The sequence below is a fragment of the Falsiroseomonas sp. E2-1-a4 genome (assembly GCF_051433165.1).
In the GTDB taxonomy this organism is placed as follows: domain Bacteria; phylum Pseudomonadota; class Alphaproteobacteria; order Acetobacterales; family Acetobacteraceae; genus Falsiroseomonas.
Genome location: NZ_JBHMFS010000009.1, coordinates 120,055 through 141,582 on the forward strand (window position 1 = coordinate 120,055; position 21,528 = coordinate 141,582).

The 21,528-nt window shown below is 71.6% G+C and carries 25 protein-coding genes; 13 read left to right on the plus strand and 12 right to left on the minus strand.

The genetic code is table 11. From position 1 onward, the window contains the following. Positions 1-161: 161 nt before the first annotated feature. Positions 162-1,838, plus strand: coding sequence for a DUF6311 domain-containing protein (locus ACFHNC_RS12010; RefSeq protein WP_437169459.1), 1,677 nt, complete (start codon positions 162-164; stop codon positions 1,836-1,838). Between the two features lie 8 nt (positions 1,839-1,846). Here ACFHNC_RS12010 and ACFHNC_RS12015 read toward each other — a convergent pair whose 3' ends face one another. Further along, positions 1,847-2,278, minus strand: a complete 432-nt coding sequence (locus tag ACFHNC_RS12015; RefSeq protein WP_437169460.1) for a helix-turn-helix domain-containing protein — start codon at positions 2,276-2,278, stop codon at positions 1,847-1,849. A gap of 178 nt (positions 2,279-2,456) precedes the next feature. After that, entirely contained in the window at positions 2,457-3,110 is a 654-nt protein-coding gene (gene phaR / locus ACFHNC_RS12020; protein ID WP_437169461.1) for a polyhydroxyalkanoate synthesis repressor PhaR, read from the minus strand. Positions 3,111-3,266: 156 nt separating this feature from the next. Between phaR and ACFHNC_RS12025 the strand changes: the two genes are divergently transcribed. The 3 genes from ACFHNC_RS12025 (at position 3,267) to ACFHNC_RS12035 (ending at position 6,113) form a co-directional block, all read left to right on the plus strand. Then, positions 3,267-3,791 carry a hypothetical protein gene (locus ACFHNC_RS12025; protein WP_437169462.1) on the plus strand — a complete coding sequence of 175 codons (525 nt, stop codon included), beginning with the start codon at positions 3,267-3,269 and terminating at the stop codon, positions 3,789-3,791. Then, positions 3,715-4,809 (plus strand): alpha/beta fold hydrolase, encoded by a 1,095-nt coding sequence (locus ACFHNC_RS12030; RefSeq protein ID WP_437169463.1) that lies wholly within the window; start codon positions 3,715-3,717, stop codon positions 4,807-4,809. Before ACFHNC_RS12025 ends, ACFHNC_RS12030 begins: the two co-directional genes overlap by 77 nt. Positions 4,810-4,925: 116 nt before the next feature. Further along, positions 4,926-6,113, plus strand: a complete 1,188-nt coding sequence (locus ACFHNC_RS12035) for an acetyl-CoA C-acetyltransferase (protein WP_437169464.1) — start codon at positions 4,926-4,928, stop codon at positions 6,111-6,113. Between the two features lie 13 nt (positions 6,114-6,126). Here the strand turns inward: ACFHNC_RS12035 and ACFHNC_RS12040 are convergent, their stop codons facing one another. Both ACFHNC_RS12040 and ACFHNC_RS12045 read right to left on the minus strand, forming a co-directional pair. After that, the gene (locus ACFHNC_RS12040) at positions 6,127-6,738 is read right to left on the minus strand and encodes a hypothetical protein (protein WP_437169465.1); all 612 of its coding nucleotides are present in this window, start codon (positions 6,736-6,738) and stop codon (positions 6,127-6,129) included. Further along, entirely contained in the window at positions 6,729-7,586 is an 858-nt protein-coding gene (locus tag ACFHNC_RS12045; RefSeq protein ID WP_437169466.1) for a class I SAM-dependent methyltransferase, read from the minus strand. Before ACFHNC_RS12045 ends, ACFHNC_RS12040 begins: the two co-directional genes overlap by 10 nt. A 62-nt stretch (positions 7,587-7,648) precedes the next feature. On the opposite strand from ACFHNC_RS12045, the gene gloB reads away from it, so the two are divergent. From gloB to ACFHNC_RS12065, 4 genes are all read left to right on the plus strand, one after another. Beyond that, positions 7,649-8,386 carry a hydroxyacylglutathione hydrolase gene (gene gloB, locus ACFHNC_RS12050; protein WP_437169537.1) on the plus strand — a complete coding sequence of 246 codons (738 nt, stop codon included), beginning with the start codon at positions 7,649-7,651 and terminating at the stop codon, positions 8,384-8,386. Between the two features lie 95 nt (positions 8,387-8,481). Continuing rightward, positions 8,482-9,081: a glutathione S-transferase N-terminal domain-containing protein gene (locus ACFHNC_RS12055; protein WP_437169467.1), complete on the plus strand. Its 600-nt coding sequence runs from the start codon at positions 8,482-8,484 to the stop codon at positions 9,079-9,081. Between the two features lie 13 nt (positions 9,082-9,094). Next, positions 9,095-9,544 (plus strand): cupin domain-containing protein, encoded by a 450-nt coding sequence (locus ACFHNC_RS12060; RefSeq protein ID WP_437169468.1) that lies wholly within the window; start codon positions 9,095-9,097, stop codon positions 9,542-9,544. Next, positions 9,541-10,149, plus strand: a complete 609-nt coding sequence (locus ACFHNC_RS12065; RefSeq protein ID WP_437169469.1) for a methyltransferase domain-containing protein — start codon at positions 9,541-9,543, stop codon at positions 10,147-10,149. The genes ACFHNC_RS12060 and ACFHNC_RS12065 overlap by 4 nt, the downstream gene beginning before the upstream one ends. Positions 10,150-10,162: 13 nt before the next feature. Here the strand turns inward: ACFHNC_RS12065 and yddG are convergent, their stop codons facing one another. The 3 genes from yddG to phbB are packed head-to-tail and all read right to left on the minus strand — an operon-like array spanning position 10,163 to position 12,403. Continuing rightward, positions 10,163-11,008, minus strand: a complete 846-nt coding sequence (yddG, locus tag ACFHNC_RS12070; RefSeq protein WP_437169470.1) for an aromatic amino acid exporter YddG — start codon at positions 11,006-11,008, stop codon at positions 10,163-10,165. 21 nt (positions 11,009-11,029) lie between these two features. Then, complete coding sequence (locus ACFHNC_RS12075; RefSeq protein WP_437169471.1) at positions 11,030-11,668, minus strand: YciI family protein; 639 nt, start codon at positions 11,666-11,668, stop codon at positions 11,030-11,032. Between the two features lie 12 nt (positions 11,669-11,680). After that, the gene (gene phbB, locus ACFHNC_RS12080; protein ID WP_437169472.1) at positions 11,681-12,403 is read right to left on the minus strand and encodes an acetoacetyl-CoA reductase; all 723 of its coding nucleotides are present in this window, start codon (positions 12,401-12,403) and stop codon (positions 11,681-11,683) included. 238 nt (positions 12,404-12,641) lie between these two features. Between phbB and ACFHNC_RS12085 the strand changes: the two genes are divergently transcribed. Then, a complete protein-coding gene (locus tag ACFHNC_RS12085) occupies positions 12,642-12,839 on the plus strand; it encodes a hypothetical protein (RefSeq protein WP_437169473.1) in 198 nt (65 codons plus the stop codon). 90 nt (positions 12,840-12,929) lie between these two features. Here the strand turns inward: ACFHNC_RS12085 and metW are convergent, their stop codons facing one another. Beyond that, the gene (metW, locus tag ACFHNC_RS12090) at positions 12,930-13,529 is read right to left on the minus strand and encodes a methionine biosynthesis protein MetW (protein WP_437169538.1); all 600 of its coding nucleotides are present in this window, start codon (positions 13,527-13,529) and stop codon (positions 12,930-12,932) included. A 200-nt stretch (positions 13,530-13,729) separates the two neighbouring features. On the opposite strand from metW, the gene ACFHNC_RS12095 reads away from it, so the two are divergent. Continuing rightward, a complete protein-coding gene (locus tag ACFHNC_RS12095) occupies positions 13,730-15,049 on the plus strand; it encodes a UDP-glucose dehydrogenase family protein (RefSeq protein WP_437169474.1) in 1,320 nt (439 codons plus the stop codon). Between the two features lie 86 nt (positions 15,050-15,135). On the opposite strand, the gene ACFHNC_RS12100 is transcribed toward ACFHNC_RS12095, so the two are convergent. The 4 genes from ACFHNC_RS12100 to tsaD form a co-directional block, all read right to left on the minus strand. Continuing rightward, positions 15,136-16,125, minus strand: coding sequence for an NAD(P)H-dependent glycerol-3-phosphate dehydrogenase (locus ACFHNC_RS12100; RefSeq protein WP_437169475.1), 990 nt, complete (start codon positions 16,123-16,125; stop codon positions 15,136-15,138). 11 nt (positions 16,126-16,136) lie between these two features. Beyond that, positions 16,137-16,964, minus strand: a complete 828-nt coding sequence (locus ACFHNC_RS12105; protein ID WP_437169539.1) for a 23S rRNA (adenine(2030)-N(6))-methyltransferase RlmJ — start codon at positions 16,962-16,964, stop codon at positions 16,137-16,139. Positions 16,965-17,027: 63 nt separating this feature from the next. Next, entirely contained in the window at positions 17,028-17,246 is a 219-nt protein-coding gene (locus ACFHNC_RS12110) for a YMGG-like glycine zipper-containing protein (protein ID WP_437169476.1), read from the minus strand. Next, entirely contained in the window at positions 17,243-18,355 is a 1,113-nt protein-coding gene (gene tsaD, locus ACFHNC_RS12115; RefSeq protein ID WP_437169477.1) for a tRNA (adenosine(37)-N6)-threonylcarbamoyltransferase complex transferase subunit TsaD, read from the minus strand. The genes ACFHNC_RS12110 and tsaD overlap by 4 nt, the downstream gene beginning before the upstream one ends. Before the next feature lie 75 nt (positions 18,356-18,430). Here tsaD and hemC point away from each other — a divergent pair, with 75 nt between their 5' ends. The 3 genes from hemC to ACFHNC_RS12130 all read left to right on the plus strand — a co-directional run bounded on the left by hemC (position 18,431) and on the right by ACFHNC_RS12130 (position 21,526). Next, entirely contained in the window at positions 18,431-19,459 is a 1,029-nt protein-coding gene (gene hemC / locus ACFHNC_RS12120) for a hydroxymethylbilane synthase (RefSeq protein WP_437169478.1), read from the plus strand. A 7-nt stretch (positions 19,460-19,466) separates the two neighbouring features. After that, positions 19,467-20,210: a uroporphyrinogen-III synthase gene (locus ACFHNC_RS12125; RefSeq protein WP_437169479.1), complete on the plus strand. Its 744-nt coding sequence runs from the start codon at positions 19,467-19,469 to the stop codon at positions 20,208-20,210. Positions 20,211-20,272: 62 nt separating this feature from the next. Next, positions 20,273-21,526, plus strand: a complete 1,254-nt coding sequence (locus ACFHNC_RS12130; protein WP_437169480.1) for a hypothetical protein — start codon at positions 20,273-20,275, stop codon at positions 21,524-21,526. The last annotated feature ends 2 nt before the right edge of the window (positions 21,527-21,528 follow it).

The following is a 21,528-nucleotide window of genomic DNA, read 5'->3' on the forward strand; positions in this document are numbered from 1 at the left end:
CGCGCCTGTCTTGCCCGCGCCCTTTGCCAGACCTAGGCTCACGCAATGGTGAGTGGAAGGCCGATCCACCTGCCAGGAATCGCGGATCGGGCCGGCTGCCCCGCCAGAAGGGCATACCCGCCGCGACAAGTCCGGGTGGACGCTCGCATGCCGTGCCGCGAATGCCTGCACTGACCGCCGCCGCGCCGCCGCTGGCGATCCCCGCCTCCGGCAGCCGCACGCTGCGGCGGGTGATGGCGCTGCTGGCGGTGGCTGGCGGGGCGCTGGCGGCGCTCGCCACGCTTGGGCCGCGCATCCTCGACATCAACGATCTCGGCTGGCTGCTGCATGGCACGCTGGGGCCGGACCCGGTGGCCTATCTCTCGGCCTGGACCTATTTCGCCCGCACACCCTGGTCCTGGCCGCCGACGCTGAACCCGGATTACGGGCTGGAACTGTCCAGCGCCATTTTCTACGTCGATGCCGTGCCGCTGGCGGCGCTGCTGGCCAAGGCGCTGCGGCCCCTGGTGGAAATTCCGCAATATTGGGGCCCCTGGATGGTGCTGTGCGCCGCCCTGCAGGCGGGCTTTGCCTGGCGGCTGTTGGGGCTGGCGGTGCCCGATCCGGTGGCGCGGGCCCTCGGCGCGCTGCTTTTCGCCTGGCAGCCGCTGCTGCTGAACCGCATGGGTGGGCATTTCGCGCTGTGCTCGCAATGGTCGCTGCTCTGGGCGCTATGGCTGTGCCTGCGGCCCGATCCGAGGCGCCAGGCGCTGCAATGGGCCGGCTGCCTCGGCATTCAGGCGATGCTGAACCCCTATGTCATGGCGATGTGCGGCGGGCTGTGGGTGGCGGATACGCTCGGCCGCGCGCTGCGGTTGGCATCGCCACGGCCGCTGCTGGCGCAATGGCCGGTGCTGCCGGTGATGGCCGGCGCGCTGTGGCTGGCCGGCTATTTCACCCTGGGCGGGGAGGTGCTGCCGATGGGCGTGCATTACGGCCAGTCCCAGTTCGACCTGACGGCGCCCTTCGATGCGGTGGAATGGGGCTTGCTGCTGCCCGTCTTGCCCGGCTTGCGACATTGGGAGGCTGGCGGGTCCTATCTCGGTGCCGGCGCGCTGCTGGCGCTGGCGCTCGGCCTGGTGCTGGCGCCGCGCGGCGCCTGGCGGCCACTGCTGCGGCGGCATGCGGTGCTGCTGCTGATGCTGGCCGGAATGCTCGGCTTTGCCATCTCAAACCAGGTCGCCATCGGCGGGCGGATCGTGGCCAGCTTCGACCTGCCGCCGCCGATCCTGCGGCTTGCGGATATGCTGCGCGCCTCCGAACGCTTCTTCTGGCCGCTGGCCTATGCCGCGATCTTCGCCGCCATCGCCGTGCTGGCGCAGCGCCTGCATGGGCTGCGGCTGCGCTGGGTGCTGGCCGGGCTGCTGACATTGCAAATCGTGGATATCCAGGCCGGCATGGGCCGCTTCCGCGCCCTGGTCGCCGCGGCGCCGGCGGTGGCGGCGGAACGCCTTCCGGATCCGTTCTGGGCCGAGGCCGCGCGCCGCTACCAGCGCATCCGCGCCGTACCGGCCGAGAATTTCGGGGCGCATTGGGAGCCGATCGCCCGCTTCGCCGCGCCGCGCGGCCTGCCGACCGATGCCGCCTACCATTCCCGCGTCGACCCCGCCGCCCTGGCCACCCTGCGCCGCCGCACCCTGGCCGCCTTCGAGCAGGGGCGGTGGGAGCCGGGCACGCTGTATGTGCTGCGGGATGAGGCGACCCGCCGTCTGGTGGCGGCCCAGGCGGACCCGTCGCGGGATCTGTTGGCCGAGCGGGACGGGCTGTGGGTCTTCGCGCCGGGCTGGCGCGCGCCGTAAGGGGTCGCTCAGCCGTCGCCGCGTTCCGCCTGGGACTGCGCCGCCAGGGCGCGGGCCATCTGGCTCAGCGCTTCCTGGTGCTTTTCGTTGTCGATCAGCGCGAAGTTGCGGGCCAGTTCCAGGCACATGCGCTGGCGTGGTGACACCTCCGGCTCGGCGCTGTCGCGGGTCAGACCCTCGAAGAACCAGGAGACCGGCACGCCGAGCACCTGGCCGATCTCGAACAGCCGCCCGGCTGAAATCCGGTTCAGGCCGCGCTCATACTTGTGCGCCTGCTGGTAGGTCACGCCGATCAGTTTCGCCAGTTGCTGCTGCGACAGGCCCATCATCACGCGGCGTTCGCGGATGCGCGCGCCCACATGCCGGTCCGCCGCGCTGGCGCGCTGACCAGGCCGCTCCCCAGCGGTTTCCTGGCCGGCCTCGTGCTCAATATCCATCATCGGTTTGATCCCCGGTGCCGGCGCTGGTGCCGGTGGCGTGTTGCACCGCCCACATGAATTGGGACAATGCTCACGCGTTCGCCTTTGGCGCGCATGACAAGGACGTGATTGTCGCCCAAGGCGGCGCGAGCGCGAACAGAAACGCGCGCTCTGTGGCCGAATTAGAAGATGTTTTTCGTCAGGACTTGTCTTTCTCGACCGCCGCCGCGGCCGCCTTGAAGTGCTCGATCTGCTGACGCAACACTTCCAGCTCCTGCTGCAAGGCGGCGAGCCGGGCGGCTTCCGGGGTCTGCTCGGGCTGGTCGGCGGTGGGGCGGAAGGGCGCGAACAGGCTCATCGCCCGCTCCATCATCGCCAGGTTCTGCTTGCCGATCTCGTCCAGGTTCGGGAAGGGCATGAAGCCGACCATGGTCTGTCCCACCGTCTTCCGCACCTGTTCATGCTGGCGGGAAAAGGCGCCCATCATGGATTCCAGGTAGCGCGGCACCAGCGACTGCATGCTGTCGCCGTAGAAGCCGATGATCTGCCGCAGGAAGGAGGTGGGCAGCAGGTTGCGGCCCTTGGACTCCTCCTCGACAATGATCTGGGTCAGCACGCCGCGGGTGATGTCATCCCCGGATTTCGCGTCATAGACCACAAAATGCCGGCCATGGCGGACCATCACCGCCAGATCCTCCAGCGTGACGTAGGAGGAGGATTCCGTGTTGTAGAGGCGTCGGTTGGCGTATTTCTTTACCACAACCGGCGGCTGTGCCAGGGCATCGGAGGCTTCGGCCGGTCCCGATTGGGAGCCTGCTTGGCCCGCACCTGCCTGGATTGTATCCTGCGCCATGCGTCTTGTTTCCCCTGGCGGCCCTGCCGCTGCCGAAATCCTATCATGCGCTGCGCTGCGGTGCGAAACACCTGTTTCCGAAATTCGTATTGCGCTGCAACCAGGGTGCCACCCGGCAGCGTTGGGGCAAGGGTGGGCGCGCGCCCGTGAGGATGCATGATGCAAGGGGACGACCCCCGCGACGGCGACCCGGGCCGGGACGCCGCGGCCGAGCTGGAGGCCCTGGCGGAGGATTGGATCGCGTTGTGGCAAAGCGAGATCGCCGGCCTCGCCGCGGACCGGGAGGCGGCAGAGGGCTGGGCGGCGATGACGGCGATCTGGTCGGCGCTCGGCGCCGCTTGGCTGCGCGCCGCAGCCTCCCCGCCCTTCGGCCGGCCACCGCCGGGCGGGGTGCCGAACCCCTTCGGCATGCCCGCCTGGCCCGGCCCTGCCCATGATGGTACCGCTGACCGGGCCGCTACGCCGCCGCGGCCCGCGCCCGCTGCCGCTGCACCTGATCCTGGGGGCAAGCCGCGGGATGGCCGCGATCCTGAGCGCGGGGATGCTGCCCTCGCGGCCCGGCTCGCCGGGCTCGAGCGCCGGCTGGCCGCCCTGGAGCCCGGCGATGCGCCTGTCCCCGGCGGGGCAGGTGGAGATGCGAAGGATCGCCGCCGCCCTCGCCGCCGCAAACCAGCCGGCTGAGGCCTTCCAGGCGGCGGTGATCCGCCGGCTGCTGCGCGCCGACCGGGCGCTGCTGGCCGGCCTCGCCGCCTATCGCCGCCACCCCTACAGCCGCACCGTGCCGGACCCGCCGGCAATCTGGGCGGAGGGCGGATCGCGGCTGCTGGACTATGCGCCGGGTGGGGCCGGGATTCCGGTGCTGTTCGTGCCGTCCCTGGTGAACCGGGCGCAGGTGCTGGACCTCATGCCGGGCCGGTCCCTAATGCGCTTCCTGGCCGGGCAGGGGCTGCGGCCACTGCTGCTGGACTGGGGCTGGCCGGAGGAGGCGGAGCGCCGCTTCAGCCTGACGGACTACATCGCCGGAAGGCTGGAACGCGCGCTGATGGCGCTGCCCGGCCCGGTGGTGCTGGTGGGCTATTGCATGGGCGGGCTGCTGGCCCTGGCGGCGGCGCTGCGGCGGCCGGACCGGGTGGCGGCACTCGGCTTGCTGGCGACGCCGTGGGATTTCCATGCCGACGCGGCCGAGTCTGCCCGCGCCATCGCCGCCCTGCTGCCGGGGCTGGAGCCGGTGATGCAGGCGACTGGGACCCTTCCGGTGGATGCGATCCAGACCCTGTTCGCCGGCCTCGACCCCTTCGCAATCGCCCAAAAATTCCGCGCCTTCGCCCGGCTCGACCCGGCATCCGACCGCGCCGCGCAGTTCGTGGCGCTGGAGGATTGGTTGAATGACGGCGTGCCACTGGCCGCCCCCATGGCGCGGGAGGTGCTGGGCGGCTGGTACGGCGTCAACACGCCGCAGCGCCTGGCCTGGCGCGTGGCCGGCGCCGCGGTGGACCCGGCGGGGCTGGCCATGCCGAGCTTCGTCGCGGTGCCGGCGCGGGACCGCATCGTGCCGCCGGCCTCCGCCCTGGCGCTGGCCGCCCGGCTGCCGGGCGCCACCATCCATGCGGCGGCGGCGGGCCATATCGGCATGGTCGCCGGCAGCAACGCGGAGGCCGCGCTGTGGCGACCGCTGCTGGACTGGCTGCGTGGCTTGTAGAGCCCGCCGCGCCAGCGGCGCTTGTCCTTCATCGCGCCAGCGGCGCTTGTCCATCATGCCGCATCGCACCACACTCCGCCGGAATTCGTCACACGAGCCAAGGAGCCCCAGGGCCCATGTCCGCCAGCACCTCCGATATCGTCATCGCCTCCGCCGCCCGCACCCCGGTCGGGTCCTTCAACGGCGCCTTCGCCAGCCTGTCCGCGCATGCGCTGGGCACAATCGCCATCCGCGCCGCGCTGGAACGCGCCGGCGTGGCGCCGGAGGAGGTGGATGAGGTCATCCTCGGCCAGATCCTGACGGCGGGCGCCGGCCAGAACCCGGCCCGCCAGGCGGCGATCGCCGCCGGCATCCCGGTGGAGCGCACCGCATTTGGCATCAACCAGCTCTGCGGCTCCGGCCTGCGGGCGGTGGCGCTGGCGGCGCAGCAGATTTCCTGTGGCGACGCCGCCATCGTGGTGGCCGGCGGGCAGGAGAGCATGACCCAGGCGCCGCATTGCGCGAACCTCCGCGCCGGGCAGAAGATGGGCGACCTCGCCATGATCGACACCATGATCAAGGACGGGCTGTGGGACGCCTTCAACGGCTACCACATGGGCAACACGGCGGAGAATGTGGCGCAGAAGTTCCAGCTCACCCGCCAGGAACAGGACGAGTTCGCCGCCGCCAGCCAGCGCAAGGCTGGCGAGGCGATGAAGGCCGGTCGCTTCAAGGACGAGATCACGCCGGTCACCGTGAAGGGCCGCAAGGGCGATACGGTGGTGACGGAGGACGAATATCCGCGCCCCGACACGACGGTGGAGACATTGGCAAAACTGCGCCCGGCCTTCAGCAAGGACGGCACGGTGACCGCGGGCAATGCCTCGGGCATCAATGACGGTGCGGCCGCCGTGGTGGTGATGTCCGCCGCCGAGGCTTCGAAGCGCGGCATCACGCCGATGGCGCGCATCGTCTCCTGGGCCACGGCAGGGGTGGACCCGGCCATCATGGGCACCGGGCCGATCCCGGCCAGCCAGAAGGCGCTGGCCAAGGCGGGGTGGGACGTGGCTTCGCTCGACTTGATCGAGGCGAATGAAGCCTTCGCGGCGCAGGCCTGCGCGGTGAACAAGGGCCTCGGCTGGGACCCGGCGAAGGTCAACGTCAATGGCGGCGCGATCGCGCTGGGCCACCCGATCGGCGCCTCCGGCGCGCGCGTGCTGAACACGCTGCTGTTCGAGATGGCGCGGCGGGATGCGAAGCGCGGCCTGGTGACGTTGTGCATCGGCGGTGGCATGGGCGTGGCGATGTGCGTCGAACGCGGCTGATCCTTCAGCCGCGCTAAAAATCATTCAGCAGGGCGTCGATCGCGGCCTGGCCGAGATCGCCGCCCGCCGGGGTTTCCACCGTGCGGATGGCGGTGGCCACCTTCACCTGCTCCCGCGGCACTTCCGGGCGGGCGCCGTCCGGGATCATCGTCTCCAGCATGTTCTCCACCTGCTGAAGGTGCTGGATGGCGCGGCGGATGCGCTGGCCGGTCACGTCCTGGAAGCTGCAGGCCTCGAAGATCGAGTTCACCCTTGCGGCGATGGCGGCCACCGCGTCCTTGTCCTGGGCGCCGCCCGCCACCCAATCCTGGATCGCTTCCGCCGCTTCCATGATGGTGTTGGCGGCGGCTTCCGTGGCCTGCACCACCGCCTCCAGCTCCAGCCCGCTGTTGCGCGTGGCGGCAGCGGGCATGGCGACGAGCTGGCCGATCTGGTCATGGATGCGGGCGAGTTCGGTGGTCATCCGTTCCTCGCCCATATCGGCGATCTCGACACTGGCATGCAGCTCCGCGCTCAGCTCGGCGATACGGCGGTCCATGAAGCGTTGCAGATCCGCCAGCGCCGGGTGCAGTTCCGCGCGCACGGCGTCACGCAGCTGGTCTGTCGGTTGGGTCGTCACTGACATGGGCCGTCATCTCCGTGGCGTTCCCTGGGGCCGGCCCGAGGCCGGGTCGACCTCGACGCGCAGTCAGGCGCCTCGCGGGGGAGTGGCAGTCTCGCATCGGTGGGTGAAGAATGGGTTTCCGTGGCCGAGGCGGTCGATTGCCAGGCCGGCATCACCACGCGCCGCCGTTGCCCGGATGCGCCGGCCGGCATTGCCGAGAGCAGGTCCTTCTCGGCCTCCACCATTACCACCCCGGCCAGTCGCGGCAGCACGGCGCGGCCGAAGCGTTCGCAGGGCGTGGCGATGGTGGCCAGGAAGCGCAGACCGAAAGGGGGCACGAACAGCGCCGCCTCCCGCTGCCGCTCGCGGAACAGGTGCCGCGCCAGCAGGCGGGAAAGCTGGCCGGTGGAATAGGGTTGGCCATGGCCGAAGGGCGTGCGCTCCAACTGCGCCCAGAGGCCGATGCGGTTCGGCACCACCACGATCAGCCGCCCGTCGTCGCGCAGCACGCGCCAGACCTCCCGCAACATGCGCCGAGCGTGGTCGGCCGCTTCCAGCCCATGCACCAGCAGCACCCGGTCGAAGCTGGAATCGGCGAAGGGCAGGGCTTCCTCCTCCGCCATCAGGCTGGCGCTGCGGGCATCGGGCGGCCAGGGGGCGAGAGTACCCTGGGCGGGGGTGAGCGCGATGCAGCGCTCCGCCTCCCGCTGCCACAGGCCGAGATAGGGCGCGGCATGGCCGATGCCGAGCACGGCCTGGCCGGGTAGCACCGGCCACAGCGCCGCAAGCCGGTCCCGCACGAGCCGGGCCGCCACCGCACCGCCGGGTGTTTGGTAGAACCCCAGCAAACCATGGACCTCAGTCGTCATGCCGGGGATATAGGGGGGAAGGGCCCCGGTTTGGACCGGGGCGGATCGGGAAGGTGCACGCAATGTCGGTGAAGGTGGAAGCGGTTCCCTGCCTTGAGGACAACTACATCTGGCTGCTGCGGGATCAGCCGACCGGCGCGGTCGCGATCTGCGACCCCGGTGAGGCCGCGCCAGCCATCGCGGCGGTGGAGGCCGCCGGCGGCAAGCTGGATGCGATTTTCCTGACCCATCACCACGCCGACCACATCGACGGCGTGGCGGAGCTGAAGGCGCGCTTCCCGGAGGCCCGCATCATCGGCGGCAGGCCCGACCTGCACCGCCTGCCGAAGCTGGATGAGGTGGTGGATGAGGGCGATACGGTGCGTTTCGGTGCCTCCGAGGCCAAGGTGATGCACCTGCCCGGCCACACCGCCGGCCACATCGCCTTCCATTTCGCCGGCGCGCATTTCCTGCTGTGCGGCGACGTGGTGTTCGCGCTCGGCTGCGGCCGGCCGCTGGAGCCGGGCGGGATGGAGCAGTTGTACAATTCGTTCCAGCGCCTGGCGAAACTGCCGCCGGAGACGCGCTTCTATTGCGGCCATGAATACACCGAGGCGAATGCCCGCTTCGCCCTGACGATCGAGCCTGGCAACAAGGCGCTGCGGGCGGAAGCCGAGGCCGCCGGGGCCCTGCGCGCCGCAGGCCGCCCCACCGTGCCGACCACGCTGGCGCAGGAGCTGGTGGCCAACCCCTATTTCCGCGCCCGCGACCTGGCCGAATTCACCGCGCGGCGGGAGGCGAAGAACCACTTCCGGGGTTGAACCCGGGTTGCTCCATCGGGGGTGAAGCTTCGCGAAGCCATCATTTCGCTGGGCGCCAATCCCTGGCATGCTGCGCCGCAACCAGGGATTGCCCGATGAAATTGCACCACGCCCATGCCAGCCCCTTTGCCCGCAAGGTCATGGCCAGCGCCATCCTGCGCGGCATCGAGGGGCGCATCGAGATCGTTGTCACCGATCCGCACGCCTCCCCGGACAGCCTGTTGCAGGACAATCCGCTTTCCAAGATCCCGACTCTGGTGGCGCAGGATGGCCGCCCGGTCTTCGATAGCCGGGTGATCTGCGAATACCTGGACACGGTGGGGGAAGCCCCGCCGCTGTTCCCACCGACCGGCAGCATGGACCGCCTGGCGGCGCAGGTGCGGCACGCGCTGGCGGATGGCATCATGGATGCGGCCGTGGCGCGGCGGATGCGCTTCGGCAAGCCGATGGACGAGACGCGGCTGGCCTTCATCGCCCGCGAGAAGGCGGCCATGGAACGCGGCCTGGCGGCGCTGGAGCAGGATGCGCCGACGGGCCTGGCCGATATCGGGGAGGTCGCGGCGGCCTGCGCCCTCGGCTACCTCGATTTCCGCTTCCCTGATGAGCCTTGGCGCGCCGCGCATCCGCGGCTGGCCGACTGGTTCGCCGAGGTCTCGCGCCTGCCGGCGCTGGCCCGCACGGCGCCCCCGGGGTGAGGAGGGTCGGCTGATGCGCCTGGATGATCCCGCGGTCGGCGCGGCGGAGGTGGTCGCCGCGCTGCGCCTGGAACCGCACCCCGAGGGCGGGCATTACCGCGAAGTCTGGCGTGATCAGCCGGAAGGCGGCGGGCGTGGTGCAGGCACCGCCATCCATTTTCTGTTGGAGGCCGGGGCGCGCAGCCATTGGCACCGGGTGGACGCCGCCGAATGCTGGTTCTGGCAGGGCGGCGGGCCGCTGCTGCTGGCGCTGTCACGGGACGGCGCGGCGGTGGACCGCGAAGTGCTGCTTGGGCCGGCACCGGGCGCGGGGCAGGAATTGATGGGCGTGGTGCCGCCGGGCTGGTGGCAGGCGGCCTGGCCGGTCGGGGATCGGTGGAGCCTGGTCTCCTGCACCGTCTCCCCCGCCTTCCAGTTCGAGGGTTTCGAGTTGGCGCCTCCAGGATGGAGTCCCGGATCATGAGCACCTCCCTCGCCTGGGACGAACGCTACCAGGGCGGCGAGTTCCAGTTCGGGCAGGCGCCGAACCGCTATTTGCAAAGCCTGGCGCCCTGGCTGCGGCCGGGGATGCGGGCGCTGGCGCTGGGCGATGGGGAAGGGCGCAACGGCGCCTGGCTGGCCGGGCAGGGGCTGGTGACGACCTCGCTGGACTGGTCGCCCGTCGGCTCCGCCAAGGCGGCGGCGCTGGCGGCTGCGCGTGGCGTGGTTCTGGAGACCGTGACGGCGGATGCCAGCACCTGGGCCTATCCCGAGGCCGGTTTCGATCTGGTCGCCTGGATCTACCTGCATTTGCCGCCGGCGGATCGCGCGGCGGCGGCGGCCGGTGCGCTGCGGGCCTTGGCGCCGGGCGGGCTGCTGGCGCTGGAATGCTTCACGCCGGCGCAACAGGGCCGTCGCAGCGGCGGGCCGAAAATGCCGGAGCTGCTATGGTCCCGCACGATCGTGGAGGATCTGTTCGGCAGGCTGGAGGTGCTGGAGCTGCTGGAAGGCACCGTCGCGCTGGATGAAGGCCCGCGTCACCAGGGTCATGCGGAGGTGGTGCGGGCACTGCTGCGAAAGCCGGCCTGATCAGCGTGCCCCATCACTTGGCCCGGGCGGCGACGAACCCACCGCCCGCCACCATCAGCGTCGCCAGCACAATCTTCGTGCTGAACTCCCCCTCCCCAGCCAGGATCAGCAGCAGGGTCGAGACCACCGGCACGGCATAGGCCAGCGTGCCGAGCAGCCGCGGGTCGCCGCGCTTCATGCCGATATCCCACAGGAAAAAGGCCGCTCCCACCGGCCCCAGCCCGAGCAGCAGCACCGCCAGCGCCTGCCCGGCATCCGGCCAGACCGTCGCCTCGAAGGCCAGATGCGCGGCGGTGGCCAGCAACGCGGTGCCGAGGCAGAAGCCCGCCACGGCCTCCGTCGGCACCCGCACCAGCCGCTTCATGCCGGCGGTGACGGAGAACACCGCCCAGATCACGGCGGCACCCACCGCCGCCAGCAGGCCCGGCCCCGCGCCGGGCGGGAAGGATGCGCCGGTGCCGACCAGCAGGGCGCAGCCTGCGAAGCCCAGCCCCACCCCGGCCAGCCGCGCCGGCCCCAGCCGCAGCCCGCGCAGCGGTGCGGACAGCAGCACGATCAGCAGCGGCCAGAGGTAGTTCAGCAGATTGGCCTCCACCGCCGGCGCCAGCGCCAAGGCGAGGAAATACAGCGCGTGGTAGCCGAACAGCCCGCCCACCCCATGCAGCCAGGCCAGCCCGGGCTGGCGCAGCAGGCCAAGCCGCCCGGTGGCCGCGACCACGGCAAGGCCCACCAGGCCGCCCACGGCGAAGCCCATGGCGGTGATCTGCAGCGGCGGCACGCCCGCGGCCAGCCGGGACAGCAGGCCGAGGAAGGCCCACAAGGCCAGGGCGCCGCAGCCGGCCAGGGTGGCAGTCGACATCGGGTTCTGCGACGGCCGCGCCTAGCGCGGCAGGGGCGCGTAGGGCAGGGCGCGGAAGGCGGTGGCGTGCAGGATCACCTCGCGCCAGACATCGCCGGTGGCATAGGGGTCCTTATCCAGCCAGGCCTGCGCCGCCGCATGGCTGGTGTGGCGCGTCGCGACCAGGGATCCGATCATGCGGCCGGCCTCGTCCAGCAGCGCGCCGCCGAACAGCAGCGTACCATCCTCCGCCATCGGCTGGACCCGTGCGAAATGTGCCGGGCGGGCGGCCATGCGGCGGTCCATCGCCGCTTCATCGGTGCCGTCCCAGCCGATCAGCACCGTATGGGTTCGGCCGCTGGGCGGCGGTGAATCGGGTGCCGGCCAGGCCTGGTAGGGCAGGGCGGCGATGCGGAAGGCATGCGCCTCGATCCGCTGCCAGACGCCGGAGGTGGCAAAGGGCTCGGCGGCCAGGTAGGCGTCGCGCTCCGCCGCCCCGCCCTCCACCAGCATCAGCGACCCCAGGCTGCGCCCGGCCTCGTCATGCAGCGGCAGGCCGAGCACCAGGCGACCGGCCGCCGCCTCTGCCGTGATGAAGGCGACATGCGCCCCCCGCGCCGCCGCCCGGCGGGCGGGGGCCCCGGCGTCGGTGCCGTCGAAGGCGAGGATCGCGGTCGTCACGGCGCGCGGCCTTCAATACATGTGCTGGCCGCCATTGATCGACAGCGTCGATCCGGTGACGAAATCCGCATCATCCGCGGTGAGGAAGGCGACGCCGCGGGCAATATCCTGCGCGGTGCCGAGGCGGCCGCGCGGGATGCGGGCGATGATCTTCTCCAGCACATCCGGCGGCACGGCGCGCACCATTTCCGTATCCACATAGCCGGGAGCGACCGCATTCACCGTGATCTGGTTGCGCGCGCCTTCCAGCGCCAGCGCCTTGGTGAAGCCGTGGATGCCGGATTTGGCGGCGGCGTAATTCACCTGGCCGAGCTGCCCGGCCTGGCCGTTGATCGAGCCGATATTGACGATGCGGCCAAACTTCCGGGCCGACATGCCGTCCCAGACCGCCTTGCACATGTTGTAGCAGGAGCCGAGGTTGGTATCGATCACGTCGTCCCACATCTGCCGCGTCAGCTTCCGCATCATGGCGTCGCGGGTGATGCCGGCATTGTTGACGAGGACCTCGATCGGCCCGACCTCGGCCTCGATCTTCGCCACCGAGGCGACGCAGGCCTCGAAATCGCCGACATCGAATTTGTAGCAGACAATGCCGGTGCGTTCCGTGAAGGCCTGCGCCGCGGCCTCGTTCCCGGCGTAGGAGGCCACGACCGTCCGGCCGGCGGCCTGAAGCGCCTCACTGATCGCGGCGCCAATGCCGCGCTGCCCACCTGTCACCAAAGCCACCCGTGCCATGCCGGCCTCCTCCCTGTTCGCCGCGCCGGAATCATGCGCCCGGTCGCCTGCTGAGCACCGCATCCTCACCCGCCGGGCCGAGGCGCGCAATTCCCTGTGCGTTCTGCGGCGCGAACGTTTCCTCGGCGATACCCCTGGTTGAAATACAAGATAGTTTTTTCGGACTTCACGTGCCCGTGAGCGTCGGGCATAGGTGACGCTGGTTGCCTCGCCTGAACACTTGTCCGCCGGAGGACCCATGCCCACGCCGATGCCCAGCAAGACTCCAAAGCCTGCCGATGCCGAAGCGACGGACCGTACGGCCCTGTTGCTGATCCTGGAGTATGTCGAGGCTGAATGTCGCCGGCTGGGCGCGGATGCGGCGGCGCGCCATGCGGCACTGGCGGCGGCCATGATGCCGGGCAGTCATGTCCCTGCGGGCACGCGGCTGCACTAGTTGGAGCCAAGGGCCGCCCAGCCGGGCGGCTTCAGTGGCCGTTTTAGAATGCCGGCGGCTGAGGACCCGCAGGTGATTTCAAACGGTCACTCAACGCCGGCGAAGCAGGAACAGCGCCTGTTCGCCGAACAGGTTGGCCAGCCAGGGCGAGCGTTTCCAGGGCGAGCGCAGCCCCTTTTCATCCACCGCCAGCCAGCTTTCCACCACATAGCCTTCCATCCGGCACAGTTCGAAGAAGTCCCGGATGGTGCAGGGATGGATGTTGGGGGTTTCGTACCAGGCGCGGTCCCAGGTCTCGTTATCCGGCATCCGGCCGGACAGCAGCAGCCGCATGCGAAGCTGCCAATGGCCGAAATTGGGAAAGGAGACGATGGCGCGGCCGCCGATGCGCAGCATTTGGCGCAGCACCTCCCGCGGCCGTTCCACGGCCTGAAGCGTGCGCGACAGCACGACATAGTCGAAGGCGCCGTCCGGGTAGAATTCCAGGTCACTGTCGGCATCGCCATGGATCACGGGCAGTCCGGCGGCCACCGCCTCCGTCGCCTCGGCCATGTCGATCTCGATGCCGCGCGCATCGGCGCGCTTTTCCCGGGTCAGGTAGTCGATCAGCACGCCGTCGCCGCAGCCGATATCCAGCACCCGCGCGCCCGGCTGCACCATCTCCGCAATCAGCCGGAGGTCGAGCCGCATGTTCTTGGCGACGAAGCGCACTTCCACCGCGTCCGGCACGCGCACCCCCATCTGGTTGGCTGGCGGCGGCCCGTCTAGCCGCCAGCCGGTGCGGCGTCCAGCGCCACGCCGCGACCTCACGCAATGCTGCGTTGCAGCGGGGTTTGATCGGGGCGGTTGCACGGGATACACAGCGGTTCCCCAACGCAACGGAGTGGCGCGTGCGGATTGCGATGATCGGGGCCGGATATGTCGGCCTGGTGTCTGGCGCGTGCTTCGCCGAATTCGGCATGCAGGTGCATGTTGTGGACGCTGAGCCCAGCAAGATCACGGCGCTGAAGGAAGGCCGTATCCCCATCTATGAGCCGGGGCTGGATGCGCTGGTCGCGGATAATGTCCGCGACGGCCGGCTGGAATTTAGCACCAGCCTGGATGCGGCGATGGCCGGTGCCGATGCGGTGTTCCTGGCGGTCGGCACCCCGTCCCGCCGCGGCGATGGCCATGCGGACCTCACCTACGTCTTCGCCGCCGCCGAGCAGGTGGCCCGCGCCGCGAAGACGCCGATCGTGCTGGTGACGAAATCCACCGTCCCGGTCGGCACCGGCCGCAAGATCAAGGAGATCGTCTCCCGCATCCGGCCGGACCTGGAGATCGCCGTCGCCTCCAACCCGGAATTCCTGCGCGAAGGCAACGCCATCGGCGATTTCATGCGGCCGGACCGCGTCGTGGTCGGCACCGAGGATGGCCCGGTGGGGGAGCGGGCGCGGGAGTTGCTGCGCCGCATCTACCGGCCGCTATTCCTGATGGAGACGCCGATCGTCAACACCTCGCTGGAGACGGCGGAGCTGACGAAGTATGCGGCGAACGCCTTCCTGGCGATGAAGATCTCCTTCATCAACGAGATCGCCGATCTCTGCGAAAAGGTGGGCGCCGATGTGCATGACGTGGCGCGCGGCGTCGGCCTGGATGGCCGCATCGGGCGGAAGTTCCTGCACCCCGGCCCGGGCTATGGCGGGTCCTGCTTCCCGAAGGACACGCTGGCGGTGGCCCGCACGGCGCGCGACCACGACAGCCCGCTGACGCTGATCGAGACGACGATTGCCATCAACGACGCCCGCAAGGGCCAGATGGCGGACCGCATCATTGCGGCCTGCGGCGGCAGCGTGGCGGGCAAGACCATCGCCGTGCTCGGCCTGGCCTTCAAGCCGGAGACCGACGACATGCGCGATGCGCCGTCGCTGGTGGTGGTGCCCAAGCTGGTGGAGGCCGGCGCCACGGTGCGGGCCTATGACCCGGTGGCGATGGAGCATGCCAAGGGCCTGCTGCCGGAGTCCGTGGTCTATGCGACCGGCGCCATGGATGCGGCCACCGACGCCGATGCGCTGGTGGTGCTGACGGAGTGGAACGAGTTCCGCGCCCTGTCGCCGCAAAACCTGAAGAAGGCGATGCGCGGCACGGTGCTGGAGGATCTGCGCAACGTCTATGAGCCGGAGACGATGCGCGAAGCCGGCTTCAGCTACCGGTCCATCGGCCGGCCATAGGCCCGCCAGGAGCCCTCTCCCCCCAACGGGGCGAGAGGGTTTGGGTGCAGGTGACGAGCCGAACCGCGAGCGTCCTGCGCGGCCCGCTACTCATCCCGCCGCGGCCGAGCCAGCAGGCGGCCGATCGCCTCCTCGATGGTCAGCCGGCCGGCCAGCAAATCCGCCACGGCGGCGCAGACCGGCAACTCCACCCCCGTCTTCGCGGCGCGCGCCACCAGAGCGGGCGCCGTCTCCACCCCCTCCGTCACCCCGGCGCGGCTGGCGAGTATGTCCTGCAGCGCGGTGCCGCGCGCCAGCGCCATGCCGAGCGAGGTGTTGCGGCTGCCCGGCCCGGTGGTGGTCAGCAGCAGGTCGCCCAGGCCGGACAGACCCGCCGCCGTCTCCGCCCGCCCGCCAAGGGCCACGGCCAGTCGGGACAGCTCGGCCAGGCCGCGGGTGACCAGCGCGGCGCGCGCATTCTCCCCCAGCCCGGCGCCGATCACCGCGCCGGCCGCGATCGCAATCACGTTCTTGGCGGCGCCGCCGACCTGCACGCCCATCGGATCGTCGCCGCCATAAAGCCGGAAGCCCGAGGTGCCGAGCAGATCCGCCGCCAGGCCGCGCAGTGCGGCGTCGCGGCTGGCGACCACGGCGGCGGCTGGCAGGCCGGCCGCCACCTCATGCGCGAAATTGGGGCCGGACAGCACGGCGGCATGCGCCTGCGGGCGAAGCTGGGCCAGGATTTCCAGCGGCAGGCACAGCGTGCCGCGCTCCACCCCCTTGGCGCAGACCACCAGCGGGCAGCCGCCGGGCGGCAGGCCCGCGACCACGGCGCGCAGATGCTGCACCGGCACCACCACCAGGGCGAAGGCGGCGCCCTCCAGCGCCGCTGCGGCCTCCGCGGTCACGCTGATGGCGGGGGGCAGGGGATGGCCGGGCAGGTAGCGCGTATTCTCCCCGGCCTGCGCCATGGCGGCGGCGCGGGCGGCGTCGCGCGTCCACAGCGCCACCCCATTCCCCGCCCGCGCCGCCTGCAGGGCAAGCGCCGTGCCCCAGGCGCCGGCGCCGAGGATCGCGATGCGGCGGGCGCGCGGCATGGCCTGGCTTCCTATTCCGGGGTGATGCGCTGGACGGCGGCGGCGGCACCGGCCTCGCCGGCGGCCAGATGCGGCAGCAGCACGGCCAGGATCGCCTCCGCCTGTTCGGCGAAGCCATGCGGCGCATTGGCGACCAGCAGGCCGCAGCCATTCAGGCGGGTGGGGTCCGTGGGTTCGCGCAGCAGCAGCTCCGCCGTGATGCAATCCGGCACGGCAGCATCGCGCAGCGCGGTGTGGAAGGCGCGGACGGGGGCGCGGTGCTTGATGGGATACCAGCAGGCGATGATGCCGGCGCGGAAACGGTGGCGCAGGCGGGCAAGGGCGGCGGCGCAGCGATCGAACTCGCCCGGCTGTTCGAAGGGGGGGTCGATGAGGACCAGGCCGCGGCGCTCAGGGAAGGGGGTCAGCGCCCCCACGGCCTCCCACGCATCGCGCAGATGCACGGCGACCTGGCGATCCCGGCTGTAGCGGGCGCGGAGGGTGGCATGGTCTTCCGGGTGCAGCTCACACAGCACCAGCCGGTCATCCGGGCGCAGCAGGGCGCGGGCGATGTCGGGGGAGCCGGGGTAGATGTCCGGGAAGCCGGCGGCGCGAACCAGGGCGGTGTAATCCCCTAGCGGGCCTTCAGTGATATCGGCGACGCGGCCGATGCCCTGGCGCCATTCGCCGGTGCGCTCCGCCTCGGCCGAGGTCAATACGTAGCTGCCGAGGCCGGCATGGGTGTCCAGCACCCGGAACGGCTTGTCCTTGCCGCGCAGGGCCTGGAGCAGGGCCACCAGCAGCGCGTGCTTGGCGACGTCGCAGGCGTTGCCGGCGTGGAAGGCGTGTCTGTAATTCACGCCGCTGCGGGTAGCGCCGCCGCTGGGGCGGCGCAACCCGGCTGGTTGTTCAGTAGCGGCCCATTAATAGCGACGGGGCGCGGTCACCGCGCCGCCGACGGCACCCACGCCACCACCGATCAGCGCGCCCGTGCCGGCATTGCCCGAAAGCGAGCCGACCGCGGCGCCGGTGCCAGCGCCCAGCAGGCCGCCGGAGACGGCGCGCTGGCCTGGCGTCTGGCCGCAGGCGGCGACCGCGGCGGTGAGAACCAGGGCGGCGGCGAGGCGGGGGAGCATGGTCATTGCGGGTGGCCTCCGAGGGATTGGACGGGCAGAACGCCAGGGAACCTTGCGGGTTCCTGTCCTGCCAGTTCCGCCAGCGGCCACCTCGGCCGCGGCGCGTGGTCCAACCCTTCCGTCAGCCCTGCGCGCAACCGCTCGATCCCGGCCCAGGCGATCATCACCGCGTTGTCCGTGCACAGCCGGATCGGCGGCGCCACCAGCGGCAGCCCGGCCCGCGCCGCCACCCCGGCCAGCGCCGTCCGCACGCCCTGGTTGGCCGCGACCCCGCCCGAGACCACCAGTGCCGTTGCCTCCGGCGCCATGGCCAGCGCATGTGCCGCGCGGTCCGCGAGGGTGGCGGAGACGGCGGCCTGGAAGCCCGCGGCCAGATCCGCGCGGCCCTGCGCATCCAGCCCCTTGGCCACGATGTTGGCCACCGCCGTCTTCAGCCCGCTGAAGGAAAAGTCGCAGCCCGCCCGGCCGAGCAGCGGCCGCGGCAGGGTGAAGCGCTTCGCATCGCCATCTGCCGCAAGCCGTTCCAGATGCGGCCCGCCCGGCCAGGGCAGACCCAGCAGCTTGGCGGATTTGTCGAAGGCCTCGCCCACCGCGTCATCCAGCGTGGTGCCGAGGCGGCGGTGCCGGCCCACCCCCTCCACCAGCACGCATTGGCAATGTCCGCCCGAGAGCAGCAGCAGCAGATAGGGGAAGGCCAGGCCACCCGGATGCACCCCCGGCAGCCGCGGCGTCAGCGCGTGGCCCTCCAGGTGATTGATGCCGAGATAGGGGATGCCCTGGGCTATCGCGATGCCCTTCCCCAAGGTGGCACCGACGATCAACCCGCCGATCAGACCCGGCCCGGCCGTCGCCGCCACCGCCGCCAGCCCGGCCGGGGTGGTGCCCGCCTGGTCCAGCACGCGCCGCACCAGTCCCGGCAGATGCGCCAGGTGGGACCGCGCCGCGATCTCCGGCACCACGCCGCCATAGGGCGTGTGTTCCGCAAGCTGGGACAGCACGGCCTCCGCCAGGATGGTGCCATCGGCGCGCAGGATCGCGGCGGCGGTTTCGTCGCAGGAGGATTCGAGGCCGAGCACCAGATCCTCGTTCCGTAACGCGCGCATCGGTTCCATCATCCTGGCCCCTTTCATCGGCCGCATCTTTCAGCGGCGCTACTTTCAACGGCGCCATGGGGGGCCTAATAGGCGGGCATGTCCGCCGTTCATCCTGCCAAGCCCTATGACGGGCCGAATGCCCTCCAGGCGCCGAACCCCATCCGGCCGCATTTCCGCAGCCTACCGCTTCGTGTCGGCACCCGCGGCTCGCCGCTGGCGCTGTGGCAGACGCGGCACTTCGTGTCGATCATCACCCGCTTCTGCCCGGTGCTGCGCGATGCGAAGGCCTTTGAGGAACACGCCATCGCCACCTCCGGCGACCGGATCCAGGACAAGCGCCTGGCCGATATCGGCGGCAAGGGCCTGTTCGCGAAGGAAATTCATGAGGCGCTGCTGGATGGCCGGATCGATTTCGCCGTCCACAGCCTGAAGGACCTCGAAACCGAACTGCCGCCCGGCATCGTGCTGGCCTGCACCCTGCGGCGGGAGGATGCGCGGGATGCGCTGATCCTCGGCCCCCGCTGCGGCACGCCGGACCCATCGGACCCCTTCGCCGCGCTGCCGGCCGGCGCGGTGATCGGCACCGCCTCCGTCCGTCGGCAGGCGCAGATCCTGCATGCGCGGCCGGACCTCAAGATCGAGATGATCCGCGGCAATGTGCAGACCCGGCTCGCCAAGCTGGCGGCCGAGGGCGGCCCGGCGGCGACGCTGCTGGCGCTCGCCGGGCTGCGGCGGCTGGGGATGGAGGATCGCGCCTCCGTCGTGCTGGACCCGGATGCGATGGTCCCGTCCGCCGGCCAGGGCATCGTCGGCGTCACGGTGCGGGCGGATGATGTGGACCTGCTCGAACTGCTCTCCGCCATCGAGGACCGGGAGGCGGCGGCGGTCAGCCAGGCCGAACGCAGCCTGCTCGCCGCGCTCGATGGCTCCTGCCGCACGCCGATCGGCGGACATGCGCGGCTGCTGGGCGATGGCAGCCTGCATCTGACCGGGCTGGTGGCCCGCGCCGATGGGTCCTTCCTGCTGAAGCGCAGCGCCCTCGGCACGGTGGCAGATGCGGTGGCGCTCGGGCGGGAATTGGGCGACAGCCTGCGCCGGGACAGCCCCGCCGACCTGTTCGCCTGAGAGCCGCTTGCCGGCGGAGCGCCCCACGGTTCTGGTAACGCGCCCGGAGCCGGGCGGGGCTGAGACCGCCGCGCGGATCTCCGCGCTGGGCTGGCAACCGCTGCTTGCGCCCGCCCTGGTGCTGGCGCCGCGCCGCTTTGCCCTGCCGCCCTGCCAGGCCGTGCTGCTGACCAGCCGCGCCGCCGCCCGCGCGCTGCCCGCACCCGCTTCCCTGCCGCTGCTGGCGGTGGGGGACGCGACGGCGGAGGCGGCACGCGCCGCCGGCTGGGCGCTGGCGGAGGCGGCGGCGGGCACGGCGGAGGACCTCGCCCGGCTGGCCGCGGCGCGACTCGACCCGCAGGCGGGGCCGCTGCTGCTGGCGGTGGGGCAAGGCTATGCGCTGGATCTTGCAACGGATTTGCGCGGCCGCGGCTTCCGGGTGATGCGCCGAATTGCCTATGCCGCACGGCCCGCCAGCACGCTGCCGGACCCGGTGCGGGATGCGCTGGCGGCGGGTACGGTGCCGGCCGCCATCCTGTTCCACTCGCCTCGGTCCGCGCGCTGTGCCATCACTTTGTTTCGGGAGGCCGGGCATGCGGAGACGATCGCACGGATGGCGGCGTTGGTGATCAGCCCCCGGGTTGCGGAAGCGGCCCGGACGGCGCTCGCCCCGTTGTCGTGGCGCGACCTGCGGGTTGCGGCACGGCCGACCGAGGATGCATTGCTGGCGCTGCTCGGCCCCGTCCCGCGGAGCGGGGCAGCCCGACCTTAGTTTGCGAGACGTCACAGCGGCCTTGCCCGACCTGAACATGCTCTAGCTGCGCCAGGAGACCCATGAGCCAGACCCCGCCCCCCTCCGTCGCCGAGCGCTTCCGCCGCTTCCGCCTGGACCCGGCCGCCCTGCCCATCCTGGTCGCGGCCGTGGTGCTCGTGGGCGCTGTCGCCTGGTTGCTGGCCCGGCCGTTGCCGCAGGAGGCCGGCCGCGCGCCGGACCCGGCGCTGACCGGCCAGATCACGGCGCTGGAGCAGCGGCTGGCCGCGCTGGAGGGACGTGGCGGGCCGGACTTCGCACCGCTGGAGACCCGCATCGCCGCCGCCGAACAGGCCGCGCGGGAGGCCACTGCGCGGCCGGCGGCGGATACCAGCGAATTCGCGCCGCGGAGCGCGCTGGAGGATCTCGCGCCGCGGAGCGCGCTGGAGGATCTTGCGCCGCGGAGTGCGCTGGCGGATCTCGCACCGCGCAGCGCGCTGGAGGGCCTCGCACCGCGCAGCGCGCTGGAAAATCTGGCGCCGCGTGCGGCGGTTGAAGCCCTGGGTCAGCGCGTCGATGGCCTGGCGCAGCGCGCCGAGGCGGCGATCCAGCAGGAGGAAGCCCGCGCCACCGCCAGTTCCGCCCGCATCGAGGGCGTGGCCCGCGAATTGGCGACCCGGCTTGGCACCGCCGAACAGGCGCAATCGCAGGTTGGCGAACGCCTCGGCACCCTGGAAACGCGCCTGACGGAGCGGCTGGCCGCGCTGGACGCCGCACTGGCCGAGCGCCGCGCGGAGAACACCGCGCAGGCGGCGCGCATCCAGGAACTGGAAGGCCAGGCGCAGCGGCTCGCCGCGCTGGAAGGTCGCGCCGGCCGGCTCGCCACGCTGGACCAGCTTCGCGCCGCGCTCGAGGCCGGCGCGCCGCTGGGTGGCGCGCTCGGCACGCTGCGCGAGGCGCCAGCGGCACTGACCCGCTTCGCGGCCGTCGCACCGCCGACCGAATCCGCTCTGCGCCTCGCCTTTGAGGATGCCGCCCGCGCCGCCCATGCGGCCAGCGACCCGGCCCGCCAGGGCCAGGGCGTGCTGGATTCCGCCGTCTCCCGCCTCTCCGGCCTGGTGACGGTGCGGCGGGGTGAGGAGGTTCTGTGGGGCGACGCCGCCGCCGCGGAAATCGAGAAGTCTCGCCGGGCGCTGGAAGCTGGTGACCTGCAAGGCAGCCTGCCGCCGCTGCGCCGCCTCTCGCCAGCGGCCCAGGCGGCGATGCAGCCCTGGGTCGAGCAGGCGGAGGCGCTGATCGCCGCCCGCACCGCGCTGCGCGCCCTGGCCGCGGGCTGAGG